Consider the following 17,593-nt stretch of genomic DNA (forward strand, 5'->3'; position numbering starts at 1 on the left):
CTAGGTACGTCGATGGAGGGGCAGGGACTTTATGTGCGGAATCGTCGGTTATATCGGCAAGCGTGATGTGGCACCGCTGCTGCTGGAAGGTCTGCAGCGGCTGGAGTACCGGGGTTACGACTCGGCAGGCCTCGTGGTCACCAGCAAGGCGGCGGCCGGCAAGCCCGGCACCCTGAAGATGGTCAAGGCCAAGGGCCGGGTCCGCGAGCTGGAGTCCCGCGTCCCCAAGCGCTTCGCCGGCACCACCGGCATCGCCCACACCCGCTGGGCCACCCACGGCGCCCCGAGCGACGAGAACGCCCACCCCCACATGGACGCCGACAACAAGGTCGCCGTCGTCCACAACGGCATCATCGACAACGCCACCGAGCTCCGTGCGAAGCTCGTCGCCGACGGCGTCGTCTTCCTCTCCGAGACCGACACCGAGGTGCTGGTCCACATGGTCGCCCGCTCGCAGGCGGACACCCTGGAGGAGAAGGTCCGCGAGGCCCTGCGTTCGGTCGAGGGCACGTACGGCATCGCCGTCATGCACGCCGACTTCAACGACCGCATCGTCGTCGCGCGCAACGGCTCCCCGGTCGTCCTCGGCATCGGCGAGAAGGAGATGTTCGTCGCCTCCGACGTGGCGGCCCTCGTCGCGCACACCCGCCAGATCGTCACCCTCGACGACGGCGAGATGGCCACCCTCAAGGCCGACGACTTCCGTACGTACACCACGGAGGGCTCGACCACGACGGCCACGCCCACGACTGTGGAGTGGGAGCCCGAGTCGTACGACATGGGCGGCCACGACACGTACATGCACAAGGAGATCTCCGAGCAGGCCGACGCCGTGGACCGCGTGCTGCGCGGCCGCATCGACGACCGCTTCTCCACCGTGCACCTGGGCGGTCTCAACCTGGACGCCCGCGAGGCCCGCGGAGTCCGCCGGATCAAGATCCTGGGCTGCGGAACCTCGTACCACGCGGGCCTGATCGGCGCCGGCCTCATCGAGGAGCTGGCCCGCATCCCCGCGGACGCCGAGCCGGCCTCCGAGTTCCGCTACCGCAACCCGGTCGTCGACCCCGACACCCTGTACGTCGCCGTCTCGCAGTCCGGTGAGACGTACGACGTGCTGGCCGCCGTCCAGGAGCTCAAGCGCAAGGGCGCACGCGTTCTCGGCGTCGTGAACGTGGTCGGCTCGGCGATCGCCCGCGAGGCCGACGGCGGTATGTACGTCCACGCGGGCCCCGAGGTCTGCGTCGTCTCCACCAAGTGCTTCACCAACACGGTCGTCGCCTTCGCGCTGCTCGCCCTGCACCTCGGGCGCATCCGCGACCTCTCGGTCGCCGACGGGAAGCGCATCATCGAGGGACTGCGCAAGCTTCCCGAGCAGATCGGTCAGATCCTCGAGACCGAGGGCGAGATCAAGAAGCTGGCGGAGGTGTACGCGGGCGCCCAGTCGATGATGTTCATCGGCCGGGTGCGGGGCTACCCCGTGGCGCTCGAGGCCTCCCTGAAGCTCAAGGAGATCTCGTACATCCACGCCGAGGCCTATCCGGCGTCCGAGCTGAAGCACGGCCCGCTCGCGCTCATCGAGCCGGCGCTCCCCACGGTCGCGATCGTCCCGGACGACGATCTGCTGGAGAAGAACCGCGCCGCCCTGGAAGAGATCAAGGCTCGCAGCGGCCGGATCCTCGCCATCGCGCACCGCGAGCAGGAGCGGGCCGACCACACCATCGTCGTCCCGAAGAACGAGAACGAGCTGGACCCGATCCTGATGGGCATCCCGCTCCAGCTCTTCGCGTATCACACGGCGCTGGCCATGGGCCGCGACATCGACAAGCCGCGCAACCTGGCGAAGTCCGTCACGGTCGAGTAGTCGTACGGAGCACGGAGAGCAGAGAGCAGAGAGCAGCAAGCGGCCCCGCACCACGTCACCGTGGGCGCGGGGCCGCTTGCTGTCTACAAGTTGCTGTCTACGAGGCGTCAAGAACCCTGCGTACGCGGGCGTCAGGGGATGACGATGACCGGGCGCTTCGCCCGGCGCGCCAGCCGGCCCGCCACCGAACCGAAGATCCGGCCGACGATGCCGTGCGTCGAGCCGACGACGATGGCGTCAGCCGAATACTCGCGGCCGACCTCCTCCAGCTCGTGGCAGATGTCCCCGCCGCGCTCGACGAGCACCCACGGCACCTCGGAGAGATACTCCGCGCAGGCCAGCTCCAGACCGAGGACCTCGGTCCGGTGATCGGGCACGTCGACGAAGACGGGGGGCTCGCAGCCCGCCCAGACGGTGGTCGGCAGCCGGTTGGCGACATGGACGATGATCAGGCCGGAACCGGAGCGCGAGGCCATACCGATGGCATACGCGAGGGCCCGTTCACTGGACATGGAGCCGTCAAAACCGACCACGACTCCATGCCGGAAGGCTGGATCGCAGGAATGACGTGTTTCTTCGACCGTCAGCGGGTCCGAGTATGGGTCGGCAACCTGCTTGCGGTCTGCGGGTTCAGGGATTTCGTGACCGGCCATCGGTGTCTCGGCGAAGAGAGTCCTCATGTGGAGGGAGCGGCTTCGGGCGGTGTTTCAAGGAGATAAAGGTGTGTCCGGGAATCATCTTCCCAACCCCATACCCCCAAGGGTACGGCGCCACTCCTCCACAGCCCAGACCCCCGCAAAGCGCGTGCGACGTTGCAGGGAGCATGCCCGAGGCGGCAGCGTATGGCAATGCCGGTTGTGCCGTACACCGAGCCTCGCCCGACCGGACGGCACCCTTCCCCTTTGTTTTCCCGCCCCCTCCCCCCTTCTGCGGGGTCCCCGGCGGTGCCCCTCGGGACGAGCAGTGACCAGGCGCGGCACTCCGGCGTTAGCCCGACCGTCACACTGAGCCACCACACCCCTCCAGGGAGCAGAAACCGTGCCCGTAGCCGTGTCCGCACCCCCGGCCGCCCCGACCGACCCGACCACCCGCACCCCCCTCGCCGAGCCCGCCGGGACCGCCGGCACCGCCGCGTCACCGGACGCGGTCCGCTGGGGGCTGTTCTGCTGTCTGCTCGTCCCCGCCGCCTTCGCGGTGTACGGCACCCGGTTCGGCAGCGCCGCGTCCTGCGCCCTCGGGCTCGCCGCCGTCACCGCGGCCTGCCGGCTGCTGCTGCGCCGATCCGCATACGACACCACCGGGGCGGCCACCCCGGCCCACCTCCCCTCGCCCGCCCGCGAGGCCGAAGGGGCGCACCGGGGCGGCCGGTGATCGAGGGGTGGTGCGCCGGGGTGTGACTGGATTCCGTGCACGCAACCGCTGATTTTCAGCCAACTTCGCGCCGACGTCCAACTCTTGGTGTTCTGCCCGGCCAACCCGCGTGCCACCAGGCAGGAATAGACCGCGCGGTACGCTTTCACCCAACGGGGACGGGCCAAGATCGCGAGGCGCACTTCCCTGCGCGCCTCGCGAGTGGAACGCTTCGTGATCGACAGCTTCGCGCCAAGTTGTCTTGTCGACATAGCGCCGGTGGGGGAACGTGTCACTACGGCACCACGGGACGCAGTAGATTCGATCATGGGACGAAGTCTGCGGACTCGTGCGAGACCGAGGGGAAACGTGCAGGAACGACAGGCCCGTAAGGACCAGGGAGACGCGAACACCGAGGGGGGCTTAGCGTCATGAGCCAGGACTCCGCCACCGCAACGGAGGCCGCACGGAAGCTGACCGGGCGGCGACGCCGGGAAGTCGTAGCCGTACTGCTTTTCAGCGGCGGCCCGATCTTCGAGAGCTCCATCCCGCTCTCCGTTTTCGGAATCGACCGGCAGGACGCGGGAGTTCCCCGCTACCGGCTGCTCGTCTGCGGAGGCGAAGAGGGGCCACTGCGCACCACGGGTGGACTCGAACTCAGCACGCCGTACGGCCTGGAGGCGATCAGCAGGGCAGGCACTGTCGTGGTGCCCGCCTGGCGGTCCATCACATCACCACCGCCCGCAGAGGCGTTGGACGCGCTGCGCCGTGCACACGAAGAGGGCGCGCGCATCGTCGGTCTGTGCACCGGGGCCTTCGTCCTCGCCGCAGCCGGCCTGCTGGACGGCCGCCCGGCGACAACACACTGGATGTACGCACCGACGCTGGCCAAGCGCTATCCGTCGGTGCACGTCGATCCGCGTGAGCTCTTCGTCGACGACGGCGATGTACTCACCTCCGCCGGCACGGCCGCCGGAATCGACCTCTGTCTGCACATCGTCCGCACGGACCACGGCACGGAGGCCGCCGGGGCACTCGCCCGCCGGCTCGTGGTGCCGCCGCGTCGCAGTGGCGGTCAGGAACGCTACCTCGACAGGTCGCTGCCGGAAGAGATCGGCTCCGACCCGCTCGCCGAGGTGGTGGCCTGGGCGCTGGAGCATCTCCACGAGCAGTTCGACGTGGAGACGCTGGCCGCGCGGGCCTATATGAGCAGGCGGACCTTCGACCGGAGGTTCCGCTCGCTCACCGGCAGCGCGCCGCTCCAGTGGCTCATCACCCAGCGGGTGCTGCAGGCGCAGCGGCTGCTGGAGACCTCCGACTACTCGGTCGACGAGGTCGCGGGCCGCTGCGGCTTCCGCTCGCCGGTCGCGCTGCGCGGGCACTTCCGCCGCCAGCTGGGCTCGTCCCCGGCCGCCTACCGGGCCGCCTACCGGGCCCGCCGTCCGCAGGGCGGGGGCCTGGAGAGCATCACTACAGCGATCGACCCGGTCGTGCCCGCCCAGGGGACGGTCGCGGGCCGGCGCCCCGCACAGACCGCACCGCCCGGGCCCGCCCCGGTCACCGCGGTCTCCGGCGGCTCGACGGAGCACCTGAAACCGGGCCCGGACGCGTATGCCCCGGGACGCCCGGCCCTGCCGGGGCAGCGCAACGCCCCGTAGGGTGGGGCACATGAACGACCGTATGGTGTGGATCGACTGCGAGATGACCGGGCTCTCGCTGACGGACGACGCACTTATCGAGGTGGCCGCACTGGTCACCGACTCGGAGCTGAACGTGCTCGGCGAAGGGGTGGACATCGTGATCCGCCCGCCGGACGCGGCCCTGGTGACCATGCCCGAGGTGGTGCGGCAGATGCACACCGCCTCGGGGCTCCTCGACGAGCTGGCAGGGGGCACAACCCTGGAAGCCGCCGAGGAGCAGGTCATGGCCTATGTGCGCGAACACGTGAAGGAGCCCGGCAAGGCCCCGCTCTGCGGAAACTCGGTCGGTACCGACCGGGGCTTCCTCCTGCGGGACATGCCGTTGCTGGAGGGTTACCTCCACTACCGGATCGTCGATGTGTCCTCGGTCAAGGAACTGGCACGCCGCTGGTACCCGAGGGCGTACTTCAACAGTCCGGACAAGAACGGCAACCACCGGGCACTGGCGGACATCCGCGACTCCATCACGGAGCTCCGCTACTACCGGGAGGCGGTCTTCGTACCGCAGCCCGGTCCCGACTCGGTACACGCCAAGGAGATCGCGACGCGCGTCGCGGCCCCCACGGAGTAGTACGACGACCCTGGTCACGGGCCTTTCGGGGCCCGTGGACGGGCCGGAAACAACCGGGGCGCGAGCACCCTCCCGGACCCTGTACACTTTTTCTCGGCCGGTCGGAAAAGCGACCGGGCGACATGGTGGGTATAGCTCAGCTGGCAGAGCACCTGGTTGTGGTCCAGGATGTCGCGGGTTCAAGTCCCGTTACTCACCCTGAAAGAAGGGCCCCGGTCTTCGGACCGGGGCCCTTCTCGTTGTGCCGACGCCCCTCGCTGCCGTGACCTGGGTCACAGGAAGCGAGGGGCGTTCCCGCGTCCGGTCAGGACGAGTCCCGTACCACCAGTTCGGTGGGGAGCACGATTCTCGGGCGGTCGTCGGAGGGGCCCGCGATCTCCTGGAGCAGTACGCGGGTCATCGTGCGGCCCATTTCCTCGGTGGGCTGCCGGACGCTCGTGAGCGGCGGGTCCATGTGGCGGGCCACCGCCGAGTCGTCGAAGCCGACCATGGCGATGTCGTCGGGAACGCGACGACCGGCCTCGCGCAGGACCTGGCGGGCGCCCGCCGCCATCACGTCGGACGCGGCGAAGACCGCGTCGACCTCGGGACAGCGGGTGAGGAGCTCCCGCATGGCGCGGGCACCGCCCTCCTCGGTGAAGTCGGCGGGGGCGATCAGACGCTCGTCGGGGGCCATGCCCGCCGCGGCGACGGCCTCGCGGTAGCCGTCGAGGCGGCGCTGGGCGCCGTACACGTCGAGGCGGCCCGTGATGGTGGCGATGGAGCGGCGGCCGCGGGATACGAGGTGGCCGACGGCCATGCGCGCGCCCTCGAAGTTGTCGGAGTCGACCGACGCCAGGGGTTCGGCGGCATGCCTGCGACCGCTGATCACACAGGGCATACCCAGCTGCTCCAGCAGGTCGGGCAGCGGATCGTCGGCGTGTACGGAGACCAGCAGCACGCCGTCCACGCGGTGCGCGGTCAGATACTGGGCCAGCCTGCGGCGCTCGCGGTCGTTGCCCGCGAGGGTGAGCAGCAGCTGCATCTCGGTGTCGGCGAGCGCCGCGCCGACACCGCGCACGATGTCGGAGAAGTACGGCTCGGCGAAGAACCGGGTCTCCGGCTCGGGCACGACGAGGGCGATGGCGTCCGTGCGGTTGCCCGCCAGGGCGCGGGCGGCACGGTTGGGCACGTAACCCAGTTCGTTGACCGCCGCCTCGACCGTGGCCCGGGTGGTGTCGCTCACGCGCGGTGAGCCGTTGATCACTCGGGATACCGTGCCGCGGCCGACGCCTGCCTTCGCCGCGACCTCCTCGAGTGTGGGCCGCCGCCCCTGCCTTCCACGAACAGTCATGGCTGCCCCTCCCAGTCGTCGAAAATTTCTCACAAGCCGATAACCGAAACAAGTCTCGCCGTCCGGTCTCTTGACACCCTCCCGGCGAGCCGCAACCCTTCAACACATCACGTATGGGAGCGCTCCCACCGTACCTGACTCATAAATATCCCGCACGTCCCTCACCTGGGCCACAGCGCGAAACAACGTACGGACGCGTTCGCGCAGTTGGGCCGGGGAGGGCACGTACAGGGCACTAGGAGGCCGCAATGCGCACTTCTGTCTTCACCCGGGGAACGACCGCACCACCGCCCCGCCGTACGTTCCGCAGAGCTGTGGTCCTCGCAGCCGTCGCCGCCCTCGGCGCCGGGCTGCTGGCCGGCTGCGCGGAGGACTCGAAGGACCCGTCGGCCGGCTCGTCCTCGGACGGCAACGGCAAGGGCAAGACGACGATCACCGTCGGTGTCTTCGGTGCCTTCGGTCTCAAGGAGGCGGGGCTGTACGACGCGTACATGAAGCTCCACCCCGAGATCAACATCGAGCAGACGTCGATCGAGCGGAACGAGAACTACTACCCGCAGCTGCTCACGCACCTCGCCTCGGGCAGTGGTCTCGCCGACGTCCAGGCGATCGAGGTCAACAACATCGCCGAGATCGCCCAGACGCAGTCCTCCAAGCTGGTGGACCTGGGCAGCACCGCCGGGGTGAAGAAGGAGAACTTCCTGGAGTGGAAGTGGTCGCAGGGCACGGACAAGAGCGGTAAGACGGTCGCGCTCGGTACCGACATCGGCCCCCAGGGCATCTGCTACCGCAAGGACCTCTTCGAGAAGGCCGGGCTTCCCACCGACCGCGAGGAAGTCGGCGCGCTGTGGGCCGGTGACTGGCAGAAGTTCCTCGAAGCGGGCGAGAAGTACAAGGCGAAGGCGCCCAAGGGCACCGCGTTCGTCGACTCCGCCTCCGGGCTGATGAACGCCGTACAGGGCGGCTCGGCCAAGCGCTTCTACGACAAGGACGGGAAGGTCATCTACAAGACCAACCCGGCGGTCAAGGACGCCTGGGATGTCGCCGCGAAGGCGGCGGACCTCGGCCTGACGGCCAAGCTCCAGCAGTTCCAGCCCTCCTGGAACCAGGCCATCGTGAACGGCACCTTCGCCACCATCTCCTGCCCGCCGTGGATGATCGGCTACATCAAGGACAAGGGCGCCGAGAAGACCGAAGGCAAGTGGGACGTCGCCGCCGCGCCCAAGAGCAGCAACTGGGGCGGTTCCTTCCTGACCGTGCCCGAGGCCGGCAAGAACAAGGAGGAGGCCGCCAAGCTCGTCGCCTGGCTGACCGCCCCTGAGCAGCAGGCCACGTTCTTCGCCAAGCGGGGCAGCTTCCCGAGCGCGCAGGCCGCGTTCAAGCTGCCCGAAGTCGCCGACGCCAAGGACCCGTACGTCAACGACGCCCCGATCGGCAAGATCTTCTCCGACGCCGCCAAGAACATCCCGGTGACCATCGTCGGCCCGAAGGACCTGATCATCGCCCAGAACCTGGCCGACGTCGGCATGCTCCAGGTCGACCAGAAGGGCGTCTCGTCCGAGGACGGCTGGGACGCCGCGGTGAAGGCGATCGACAACGCCCTGGAGAAGTGACCTCCGGTGAGCGGAACGACAAGTAAGTCCCGTACGGCCGCGCCCCTCTCCGAGGGGGGCGCGGCCCCGCGCCGCGTGGGCGACGGCGGCTCATCGGGTCCCGTGCGCAGCAAGCGGCGCAGCCGGCTGTACCGGTGGGATCTGAAGTGGAGTCCGTACGCCTTCGTGGCCCCGTTCTTCGTCTTCTTCCTGGCCTTCGGCCTGTTCCCGCTGCTCTACACGGGATGGGCCTCGCTCCACCAGGTGGAGCTGACCGCCCCGAACGACATGGAATGGATCGGGCTGCGCAACTTCTCCAGGCTGATGGAGGACGAGTTCTTCTGGAACGCGTTGCGCAACACCCTGACCATCGGGGTCCTTTCCACGGTTCCGCAGCTGCTGATCGCTCTCGGCATCGCGCATCTGCTCAACTACAAGCTGCGCGGCTCGATGTTCTTCCGGGTCGCGATCCTCACTCCGTACGCGACGAGTGTGGCCGCGGCGACGCTCGTGTTCGTGATGCTGTTCGGGCGTGACATCGGGATGATCAACTGGGCGCTGGGTCAGGTCGGTTTCGGCCCGGTGGACTGGGAGAACGGCGAGTGGACCTCTCAGCTCGCGGTGTCGACGATCGTCGTCTGGCGGTGGACCGGCTACAACGCGCTGATCTATCTGGCGGCGATGCAGGCGATCCCGAACGATCTCTACGAGTCGGCGGCGCTGGACGGTGCCACGCGCTGGCAGCAGTTCGTCCATGTGACGATCCCGTCGCTGCGGCCGACGATCCTCTTCACCTGTGTGGTGTCGACGATCGGCGCGACCCAGCTGTTCGGTGAGCCGCTCCTGTTCAACCGGGGCGCGGGTGCCACCGGCGGGGCCAACCACCAGTTCCAGACGCTCGGTCTCTATCTGTACGAGCAGGGCTGGGTCAATCTCCACCTCGGCCGGGCCTCGGCCATCGCCTGGGCGATGTTCCTGATCCTTCTGCTGATCGGCGCCGTCAACTGGCTGGTCGGCCGTCGTCTGCGCAAGAGCTCATGAGGGGCGACACGATGACAACCCTGACTCCGGCCGACCGGGTGATCCCTCCGAAGGCACCGCCGGGCAAGCGGAATGGGCTGCGCGGCACGGCGCGCGCCGGCAAGCACCTGCACGGCGGCAAGTTCACCTACGCGGTACTGATCGTCTTCACGGTGATCTCGCTCTTCCCCCTGGTGTGGACGGCGATCGCGGCATCCCGCAACAACCACCGGCTGGCGCAGAATCCGCCGCCGTTCTGGTTCGGCGGCAATCTCTTCAAGAACCTGGAGATCGCCTGGACCGACGCCAATATGGGGTCGGCCCTGCTCAACACGGCCATCGTGGCCGGTTCCATCACCATCGGCACGGTCGTCTTCTCCACGCTGGCGGGCTTCGCCTTCGCCAAGCTCCGCTTCCGCTTCAAGAACGTCCTGCTGCTGCTGGTCATCGGCACGATGATGGTGCCGCCGCAGCTCAGCGTCGTACCGCTGTACATGATGGTCGCCAAGCTCCAGTGGACCGATCAGCTCCAGGCGGTCATCCTGCCGACGCTGGTGAGCGCCTTCGGGGTGTTCTTCATGCGGCAGTACCTGATCGGGGCGCTGCCCACCGAACTGATCGAGGCGGCCCGGGTCGACGGGGCGAGCAGTCTGCGCATCGTGTGGCATGTGGTCTTCCCCGCCGCGCGGCCCGCGATGGCGGTGCTCGGGATGCTCACGTTCGTCATGGCCTGGAACGACTTCTTCTGGCCGATCATCGCGCTGACCCAGAACGGCAGCCCCACCGTGCAGGTGGCGCTGACCGGGCTCGGCCGCGGTTACATCCCCGACCAGTCGGTGATCATGGCGGGCGCGCTGCTCGGCACGCTGCCCCTGCTGGCCGTCTTCGTGCTCTTCGGCAAGCAGATCGTCGGCGGCATCATGCAGGGCGCCGTCAAGGGCTGACCCCCGCGCCCTCTTTCTCCTTCTCCCAGGACGCTCTCCTTTCCCAGGACGACGCCCAGGACACTCAGGACACTCACGGAGGCTCTTCATGTCCGCACACTTTCCGCCCGGTTTCCTCTGGGGCACCGCGACCTCCGCCCATCAGATCGAGGGCGCGGTACGGGAGGACGGCCGTACCCCCTCCATCTGGGACACCTTCAGCCACACACCGGGCAAGACGGAGGGTGGCGACCACGCCGACGTCGCCACCGACCACTACCACCGCCGCACCGAGGACGTGCAGCTGATCGCGGACCTCGGCGTGAACGCGTACCGCTTCTCCGTCTCCTGGTCCCGGGTGCAGCCCACCGGGCGCGGTCCCGCGGTCCAGCGCGGTCTGGACTTCTACCGGCTCCTGGTCGACGAGCTCCTGGAGCGGGGCGTGAAGCCGATGCTCACGCTCTACCACTGGGACCTCCCGCAGGAGCTGGAGAACGCCGGCGGCTGGACGGCGCGGGAGACCTCCCACCGCTTCGCCGAGTACGCGGGTATCGTCGCGGAGGCGCTCGGCGACCGGGTGGAGCTGTGGACCACGCTCAACGAGCCCTGGTGCAGCGCGTTTCTCGGATACGGCTCCGGGGTGCACGCCCCGGGGCGTACGGAGCCGGTCGCCGCGCTGCGCGCCGCCCACCACCTGAATCTGGCGCACGGTCTGGGCACGCAGGCGCTGCGTGCGGCGCTGCCCGCCCGCGCGCAGGTCTCACTGAGCCTCAACCCGAGTGCGGTGCGGGCGCGGACGCAGTCCCCGCAGGACCTGGATGCCGCGCGCCGGATCGACGCGCTGGCGAACCGGGTCTTCTCGGACCCGGTGCTCAAGGGCTCGTACCCGCGGGACCTGTTCGAGGACACGGCACGGCTGACCGACTGGTCGTTCGTGGAGCCTGGCGACCTGGCGGCGATCAACCAGCCGCTGGACTCGCTGGGCATCAACTACTACACGCCGACGGTCGTCTCCGACGGCAGTGACCTGGAGGGCCCGCGCCGCGACGGACACGGGGCGAGCGACCACTCGCCGTGGCCCGGTTCGGAGCATGTCGCCTTCCACCAGCCGCCCGGCGAGCTGACCGAGATGGGCTGGTCGATCGACCCGTCGGGGCTGCACGACCTGCTCATGCGTTACACGAAGGAGGCGCCGGGCATGCCTCTGATGATCACGGAGAACGGCGCGGCGTATCCCGACAAGGCGGGTGACGACGGTGTGGTGCGGGACCTGGACCGCATCCGCTATCTGCACGGGCATCTGTCGGCGGTCCACCGCGCGATCGCGGACGGGGCCGATGTGCGCGGCTACTTCCTCTGGTCGCTGATGGACAACTTCGAGTGGGCGTACGGCTACGGCAAGCGCTTCGGCATCGTCCACGTCGACTACCCCACCCAGACGCGTACGCCCAAGGCCAGCGCCCACTGGTACGGCGAGCTGGCGAGGACGGGGGTCCTGCCGAAGCCGCCGACCGGCTGAGGACGCCACGAACCGGGGTACGGCGGAACGAGGGTGCCGCCGTACCCCACTCCTGTTAATTTCACCGTTATGTCCCTATTCTCAACCACACAACTGCATGGGAGCGGACACCACCATGCCCAAGACCACCCTCAGCCGTGAAGAGATCCGGTCCTTCGCCCGGCTCAGCCCGTTCGAGCTGAAGGACAAGTTCATCCAGATCGCCCAGGCCGCGCAGCGCGACAAGCCCGGCCAGAAGGGCAAGACCACCCGGGCCATGCTCAACGCGGGCCGCGGCAACCCGAACTGGGTCGCCACCGGGCCCCGCGAGGCGTACCACGCCCTCGGCTACTTCGCGCTCGCCGAGTCCCGCCGGGTGTGGACGGCGGACAACCTGGGGGGCATGCCGGAGGAGGCGGGGTGCGGCGACCGCTTCGACTTCTTCATCCGGACGCATCCGGAGCTGCCCGGCATCGACCTGCTGAAGGCGAGCTTCGATCTGGCGGTCAAGCGGTTCGGCTTCGACCGGGACGCCTTCGTGCACGAGATGGCGGACTCCTCGATCGGCGACAACTACCCCGTACCGGACCGGATTCTGCACCACACGGAGGAGATCGTGCGTGGCTATGTCGCGGACGAGATGTTCGACCACCGGCCGCCGGAGAAGCAGACGCTGAGCCTGTTCGCCACCGAGGGCGGCACAGCGGCGATGTGCTACATCTTCGACTCGCTGATGAAGAACGGCATCCTGAAGAAGGGCGACCGGATCGCCCTGATGGTGCCGGTGTTCACCCCGTACCTGGAGATCCCCGAGCAGGCCACGTACGACTTCGACGTGGTGCATGTCGAGGCGAACCTGTTCACCGAGACCGGGGTGCGCCAGTGGCGCTACCCGCCGGAGGAGATCGCCAAGCTCGCCGACCCGACGGTGAAACTGGTCTGCTGCGTCAACCCGAGCAACCCGCCCTCCCTGGCGCTGGCCCCGCACGTCGCCGAGCAGATCGTCTCGATCGTGGCGAAGGAGAACCCGAACCTGATCGTGATCACCGACGACGTGTACGGGACCTTCGTGGAGGACTTCCGCTCACTCGCCGCCGAGCTCCCGCGCAACACCCTGCTCGTGTACTCGTACTCCAAGCACTACGGCGCCACGGGCTGGCGGCTCGGTGTGATCGGGCTCCACGACGACAACGTGATCGACGCGATGCTGGCGGCGCAGGGCCCGGAGGAGAAGGCCCGGCTGAGCAAGCGGTACGGCACGCTCTCCCTGGAACCGGAGAAGATCAGGTTCATCGACCGGCTGGTCGCGGACTCCCGGCAGGTCGCGCTCAACCACACCGCGGGGCTCTCCCTCCCCCAGCAGGTGATGATGTCGCTGTTCTCGCTCTTCGACATGCTCGACGAGGGACAGGAGTACAAGCACCGCATCCGCGCCATCGTGCGGCAGCGCCTCGAACTCCTGCTGGAGGGCGTCCACATGAAGGTCTCCGAGGACCCCAAGCGGGCGGCCTACTACATCGAGCTGGACCTGCTCGCCGAGGCCGAGCGCGTGCACGGGAAGCCGTTCGCCGACTTCCTGGAGAAGAACTACGAGCCGGTCGACCCGCTGTTCCGGCTGGCTGAGCAGACCTCCGTCGTCCTGCTGAACGGCGGCGGCTTCGACGGCCCCGAGTGGTCGGTCCGGGTCTCACTGGCCAACCTGGACGACCTCGATTACCTGAAGATCGGCCACCACCTGCGCGCGATCTTCAACGAGTACGCGGAGGAGTGGCAGGGCGGCGCCATCTAGAAATCAAGCCCGTCCGGCGATTGAGGACATCTTTAAAGCGCGGGGGGAAATGGGGCGCGCACCCCGGCCGGGTGTGGGGGGACGTGGGGCCCGGCCGGGGCACGCGGGGGGTGGCGGTCCGGAGGACTACTCGTACGCGCCGAACGCCTTCGTGAAGGCGAGCGGCTCCTGCACGATGGAACTGCAACTGGCATCCGCACTCGGCTGCGCCCCACCCGCACACGCCTTGTCCCGCGTGCCGGACCACATCGCCAGCCGGCCGATGCCCTTCTCCTGGGCGAACTTCACCAGCTGCGTGGCATCGTCGACCTTGAAGATCTCGGTGACGACATCGTTGACGCCGATCATCGGGGTGACCGCGACGGCCTTCCACGCGGCGGCGTCGGAGAGCCCGAGCACCCCCTTGATCTGCGCCTGGGTCGCGGTGGCCGCCTGGATCGCGTACGTGCCCATGTCGCCGCTGTACGCGGGGCCGTAGTCCATGGCCATGATGTTGACCGCGTCGACCCGGACACCGTTCTTCTTCGCGTCGGCGATCAGGTCCACACCCGGCTGGGTCAGCCCCTCGGGCATCACCGGCAGGGTGAAGGAGACATCCAGGCCGGGGTGCGACTTCTGGAGCAGGGCGATGGCCTGCGAGCGGCGGGAGTTGGCCGCCGTGTCCGGCAGCGCACCGCCCTCGATGTCGAAGTCGACCTTGGTGAGCTCGTAGGCGTCGATGACCTTGCCGTACGCGGCGGCGAGGTCGGCGGCCGACGAGCAGTGCAGGGCCAGTTCGGCTCCGGCCGCGCCGCCGAAGGAGACCCGGACGTCACCGCCCTTCGCCCGCAGGGCGCCGATCTGGGAGGCGACCTTGTCGTCACCGAGGCCGGTGACGCCGCCCCAGAGGGGGGCGCAGCTGCCGCCGGAGGTGATGAAGGCGAGGTGGAACTCCTTCACCCCGGTTTTGGTGACGGTGTCCAGGAGGTCGTACGAGGGATAGAGCGAGGTGTCGATGTACGGGGCGAAGCGGGCCGGGTCCGTGGTGCCGCCGGTCTCGGACGGTGTGGGCACGGGCGTCGTGCTCGGGGTCGTACTCGGCGTCGCGGTCGGCGTCGCCGTCGCGGTCTCGGAGACCGTGGGGGTCGGCTTCGGGGCGGGGGACGCGGTGCCGGTGGGACGGCCGCTCGGCTCCGGTGTCGTGCCCGGGTCGGCCGAGCAGGCCGCCTCGTCTATGAGGCAGCCTGTCGGGTCTGCCGCGGTGCCGGCCGAGGTGGTGACGAAGCCGACCGTGACGGACTTCCCGGGGGCCAGCCCGGTGTCCCAGCTCGCGGGCTTCACCGTGACGTGATTGCCGCTGACCGTGTGCTCGGCGTTCCAGAGGGAGCCGATCTTCGTGCCCGTGGGCAGGTCGAATTCGAGTGTCCAGTCCGACCGGGCTTCGGTGCTGTCGTTGGTGACGACGTACTGCCCGGTGTAGCCACCGGTCCAGCCGCTGGTCCTGGTGTACGTCGCTCCGACCGCCGCGGCCTGAGCGGTGCCGGTCAGTGCGAAGACCGTGCCGCCGATCACCGCCGCGGCGACGACAGCGCCGACTGCCTTGGTGCGGGTGCTCGCCGTCCGGCGGTGCGTGCTGGTGCCCATCGCGTGCCTGCCTCTGTCGTGCGGGGGGTGGGGGTTCGCGGCAGACGCTAGCGGCACCTAAAACGGCAATTAGGGCTCTTCGGGCCCCGGTCGGTGTTCTTAGGGTTGGCTTAAGGGGCACATGGGCGCCGGTTAATGCTGGGCGCCCGCACCGGAGCCACCCCGGAACCCTGTGTTCCGGCGCAGCACTCCGCGTCGCTGCCGCCCGACCCGGTGTCCGCGCCTGCCCCGCTCGGGCCGGCCGCCGTCGAGCCCGATCCAGATCCGTACCTCCGTGCCGCCGAGCACCGACCGGCCGATCCGCAGATCGCCTCCGGTGGACTCCGCGACCCTGCGGACGATATCGAGCCCGAGTCCGGTCGAGCCCACGGCGCCCGCCGCGCCGCCCCGGCCGCTGGAGCCGCGGGTCAGCGCCGCCCGGGGGTCGGCGATGCCGGGGCCCGCGTCGGACACCAGCACGATGACCGCGTCGCCGCTGTGGTGCACATCGACGGAGAAGGCGGTGCCTTCAGTAGTGTGCCGGAAGACGTTGCCGAGCAACGCATCGAGTGCCGCGGCCAGTTCGGGCCGGGCGACCGGAATCCGTACCGTACGGTCCACTCCCGCCAGGCGCACCGTGCGCCCCTCGTCCTCGGCGAGCGCCGACCAGAATCCCATCCGCTCCCGGATCACCTCCGACGCGTCGCAGCCCGCGGCCGCAGCCGACTGCGGGCCCTGCGTCTGGGGGCGCTGTTCGCGTGCGGTGCGGATGATCGTGTCGACCTCGTGCTCCAGCTGCTCGACGGCGGCCCGGGTCTGTTCGGCGGCCGGACCCTCGCCCAGCGAGGCCGCGTTGAGGCGCAGGACGGTGAGCGGGGTGCGCAGCCGGTGCGAGAGGTCGGCAGCCAGTTCCCGTTCGTTGGCGAGGAGTTGGACCACCTGGTCGGCCATCGAGTTGAACGCGACGGCGGCCGAGCGCAGTTCGGTCGGTCCCTCTTCCGGGACCCGGGTGCCGAGCCTGCCCTCGCCCAGGTCCTGGGCGGCGCCCGCGAGCCGCTGCGCGGGCTCCACCATGCGTACGCCGAGCCGGTCGGCCACCGCGACCGAGCCGACGATCAGCGCGATGCCGACCCCCGCCAGCACGAGCCATGCGGTGGCGACCCCGTTGGAGACCTCGCCCTCGGGCACGAACACCTCGACCACGGCGATGTCCCCGGAACCCAGCGCCGTCGGCTGGAGCAGCACGGAACCGCCGGTGACCTCGGCGATGGCGGCGCGCCCCGACTTCCGTACGGTCTCAAGGTCCTTGCGGGTGGCCCGCCGGCTGCCGATCTCCAGCGCCTGCCGGTCCGGCTCCACGGCTGCGGGGACATGGACGGCGAGCCGCCCCTCATCGCCCGGTTCGGTGGACAGGACGGCCCGGGTCAGTTCCTTGCGGTCGGTGGTGATGGAGAGGGTCGGCCCGATGGTGGCCGCCTGCCGCTCGGCGTCGGAGAAGGCCCGGTCGCGGGCCATTTCCTTGATGACGAGTCCGAGCGGCACCGCGAAGGCGATGACGACCATGGCCGTGACGGCCAGACAGACCTTGACGAGCGCCCATCTCATGCGGGCGGCTCCAGCTTCACGCCGACACCGCGCAGGGTGTGCAGATAGCGCGGCCGGGCGGCGGTCTCGCCCAGTTTGCGGCGCAGCCAGGACAGATGGACGTCGATGGTCTGGTCGTCGCCGTAGGACTGCTGCCAGACCTCCGCGAGCAGTTCCTTGCGGGCGACGACGACGCCGGGGCGGCCGGCGAGGAAGGTCAGGAGGTCGAATTCGCGGCGGGTCAGATCGAGCATGGCCCCGTCCAGTTCGGCCTGGCGGCGCAGCGGGTCTATGGAGAGCCCGCCTACCTGGATGACGCGCGGCGGCGGTGCCTCGCTGCCGGCCGCGCGCGAACGGCGCAGCACGGCGGACATCCGCGCCGAGAGGTGCTCGACGGAGAACGGTTTGGTCAGATAGTCGTCGGCGCCGTCGTTGAGGAGCCGCACGATCTCGGCCTCGTCGTCCCGCGCCGTCGCGATGATCACGGGTACGTCGGTGATGGACCGGAGCATCTTCAGTGCCTCGGCGCCGTCGAGGTCGGGCAGTCCGAGGTCGAGAATGACCACGTCGAAACCGAAATGCGCGACCTCGCGCAGCGCTTCGAGCGCGGTGCCGACACTCCGTACGGTGTGGGAGGCCTCGCTCAGGTGCCGGATGAGGGCGGAACGTACGAACTGGTCGTCCTCGACCACGAGCACACTTGCCATGGGCGGCACCGTAGCCCATTGGGCCGCGCCGGGTGCCGGGCCGGCGCTCTCCGGGACAGTGGA

14 protein-coding genes and 1 tRNA gene are annotated in these 17,593 nt (G+C 69.2%); 10 read left to right on the forward strand and 5 right to left on the reverse strand.

What is annotated here, in order from left to right; all coding sequences use genetic code 11:
* Positions 1-31: 31 nt before the first annotated feature.
* A complete protein-coding gene (gene glmS, locus ACFT7S_RS10735) occupies positions 32-1,861 on the forward strand; it encodes a glutamine--fructose-6-phosphate transaminase (isomerizing) (RefSeq protein ID WP_382729600.1) in 1,830 nt (609 codons plus the stop codon).
* Between the two features lie 131 nt (positions 1,862-1,992).
* On the opposite strand, the gene ACFT7S_RS10740 is transcribed toward glmS, so the two are convergent.
* Entirely contained in the window at positions 1,993-2,514 is a 522-nt protein-coding gene (locus ACFT7S_RS10740) for a universal stress protein (RefSeq protein ID WP_382729711.1), read from the reverse strand.
* Between the two features lie 385 nt (positions 2,515-2,899).
* On the opposite strand from ACFT7S_RS10740, the gene ACFT7S_RS10745 reads away from it, so the two are divergent.
* The 4 genes from ACFT7S_RS10745 to ACFT7S_RS10760 all read left to right on the forward strand — a co-directional run bounded on the left by ACFT7S_RS10745 (position 2,900) and on the right by ACFT7S_RS10760 (position 5,680).
* Positions 2,900-3,232 (forward strand): hypothetical protein, encoded by a 333-nt coding sequence (locus ACFT7S_RS10745; protein ID WP_382729603.1) that lies wholly within the window; start codon positions 2,900-2,902, stop codon positions 3,230-3,232.
* A gap of 410 nt (positions 3,233-3,642) precedes the next feature.
* Positions 3,643-4,869 carry a helix-turn-helix domain-containing protein gene (locus ACFT7S_RS10750; RefSeq protein ID WP_382729605.1) on the forward strand — a complete coding sequence of 409 codons (1,227 nt, stop codon included), beginning with the start codon at positions 3,643-3,645 and terminating at the stop codon, positions 4,867-4,869.
* 10 nt (positions 4,870-4,879) lie between these two features.
* Positions 4,880-5,482, forward strand: coding sequence for an oligoribonuclease (gene orn, locus ACFT7S_RS10755; protein WP_382729607.1), 603 nt, complete (start codon positions 4,880-4,882; stop codon positions 5,480-5,482).
* 125 nt (positions 5,483-5,607) lie between these two features.
* Positions 5,608-5,680, forward strand: a tRNA-His gene (locus ACFT7S_RS10760).
* Positions 5,681-5,786: 106 nt separating this feature from the next.
* Here the strand turns inward: ACFT7S_RS10760 and ACFT7S_RS10765 are convergent.
* Entirely contained in the window at positions 5,787-6,815 is a 1,029-nt protein-coding gene (locus tag ACFT7S_RS10765) for a LacI family DNA-binding transcriptional regulator (protein WP_382729609.1), read from the reverse strand.
* Between the two features lie 248 nt (positions 6,816-7,063).
* Between ACFT7S_RS10765 and ACFT7S_RS10770 the strand changes: the two genes are divergently transcribed.
* The 5 genes from ACFT7S_RS10770 (at position 7,064) to ACFT7S_RS10790 (ending at position 13,637) form a co-directional block, all read left to right on the forward strand.
* Positions 7,064-8,428 (forward strand): ABC transporter substrate-binding protein, encoded by a 1,365-nt coding sequence (locus ACFT7S_RS10770; protein ID WP_382729611.1) that lies wholly within the window; start codon positions 7,064-7,066, stop codon positions 8,426-8,428.
* A 75-nt stretch (positions 8,429-8,503) separates the two neighbouring features.
* Complete coding sequence (locus tag ACFT7S_RS10775) at positions 8,504-9,448, forward strand: carbohydrate ABC transporter permease (protein WP_382729713.1); 945 nt, start codon at positions 8,504-8,506, stop codon at positions 9,446-9,448.
* An 11-nt stretch (positions 9,449-9,459) separates the two neighbouring features.
* Positions 9,460-10,371: a carbohydrate ABC transporter permease gene (locus ACFT7S_RS10780; protein ID WP_382729613.1), complete on the forward strand. Its 912-nt coding sequence runs from the start codon at positions 9,460-9,462 to the stop codon at positions 10,369-10,371.
* An 88-nt stretch (positions 10,372-10,459) separates the two neighbouring features.
* The gene (locus ACFT7S_RS10785) at positions 10,460-11,869 is read left to right on the forward strand and encodes a GH1 family beta-glucosidase (RefSeq protein WP_382729615.1); all 1,410 of its coding nucleotides are present in this window, start codon (positions 10,460-10,462) and stop codon (positions 11,867-11,869) included.
* Positions 11,870-11,984: 115 nt separating this feature from the next.
* Positions 11,985-13,637 carry a bifunctional aspartate transaminase/aspartate 4-decarboxylase gene (locus ACFT7S_RS10790; protein ID WP_382729617.1) on the forward strand — a complete coding sequence of 551 codons (1,653 nt, stop codon included), beginning with the start codon at positions 11,985-11,987 and terminating at the stop codon, positions 13,635-13,637.
* Positions 13,638-13,763: 126 nt separating this feature from the next.
* Here ACFT7S_RS10790 and ACFT7S_RS10795 read toward each other — a convergent pair whose 3' ends face one another.
* From ACFT7S_RS10795 to ACFT7S_RS10805, 3 genes are all read right to left on the reverse strand, one after another.
* A complete protein-coding gene (locus ACFT7S_RS10795; RefSeq protein WP_382729618.1) occupies positions 13,764-15,260 on the reverse strand; it encodes a cellulose binding domain-containing protein in 1,497 nt (498 codons plus the stop codon).
* 132 nt (positions 15,261-15,392) lie between these two features.
* Complete coding sequence (locus tag ACFT7S_RS10800; RefSeq protein ID WP_382729620.1) at positions 15,393-16,844, reverse strand: sensor histidine kinase; 1,452 nt, start codon at positions 16,842-16,844, stop codon at positions 15,393-15,395.
* Entirely contained in the window at positions 16,841-17,530 is a 690-nt protein-coding gene (locus ACFT7S_RS10805) for a response regulator transcription factor (protein WP_382729623.1), read from the reverse strand. The genes ACFT7S_RS10800 and ACFT7S_RS10805 overlap by 4 nt, the downstream gene beginning before the upstream one ends.
* Between the last annotated feature and the right edge of the window lie 63 nt (positions 17,531-17,593).

This window comes from Streptomyces sp. NPDC057136 (genome assembly GCF_042670885.1).
GTDB lineage: Bacteria > Actinomycetota > Actinomycetes > Streptomycetales > Streptomycetaceae > Streptomyces.